The sequence below is a fragment of the Streptococcus sp. HMSC072D07 genome, from assembly GCF_001814835.1.
Lineage (GTDB): Bacteria > Bacillota > Bacilli > Lactobacillales > Streptococcaceae > Streptococcus.
In genome coordinates this window covers 83,825-84,102 of the sequence record NZ_KV818078.1, presented here as the reverse complement: position 1 = coordinate 84,102, position 278 = coordinate 83,825, and the positions used below count along the sequence as shown (strand labels likewise).

The 278-nt window shown below is 47.1% G+C and carries 1 protein-coding gene; it reads right to left on the bottom strand.

Annotated elements, in window-relative coordinates:
* The coding region (locus tag HMPREF2991_RS11285; protein WP_257372017.1) for a G5 domain-containing protein at positions 1 to 278 on the bottom strand (278 nt) is incomplete at both ends.

Sequence of the window (278 nt, the reverse complement as noted above, 5' to 3'; positions counted from 1 at the left end):
TGGCGATCAACCTCTTGACCGTTAGAACTGTAAACACGGGTCTTAATCGTACGCTCACCCTCAACTCCCGGAGTGGCGATTTGACGAGCATCTCGAACAAGCTCATCGCTTTCTTCTTCACGAATGTTAAAGTTGATTTTTTCAACGCGCGTTTCGTCAGTGTAAGTTAGCGGATACTCTGGCAAATCATCTGCTTTAGGTGCTTCATTTGGTACCATATTTGGTTTAGCCGTGCCGACCTTGACCACTTGCGTTACGGGAGCTAGAGTTTCCTCGTT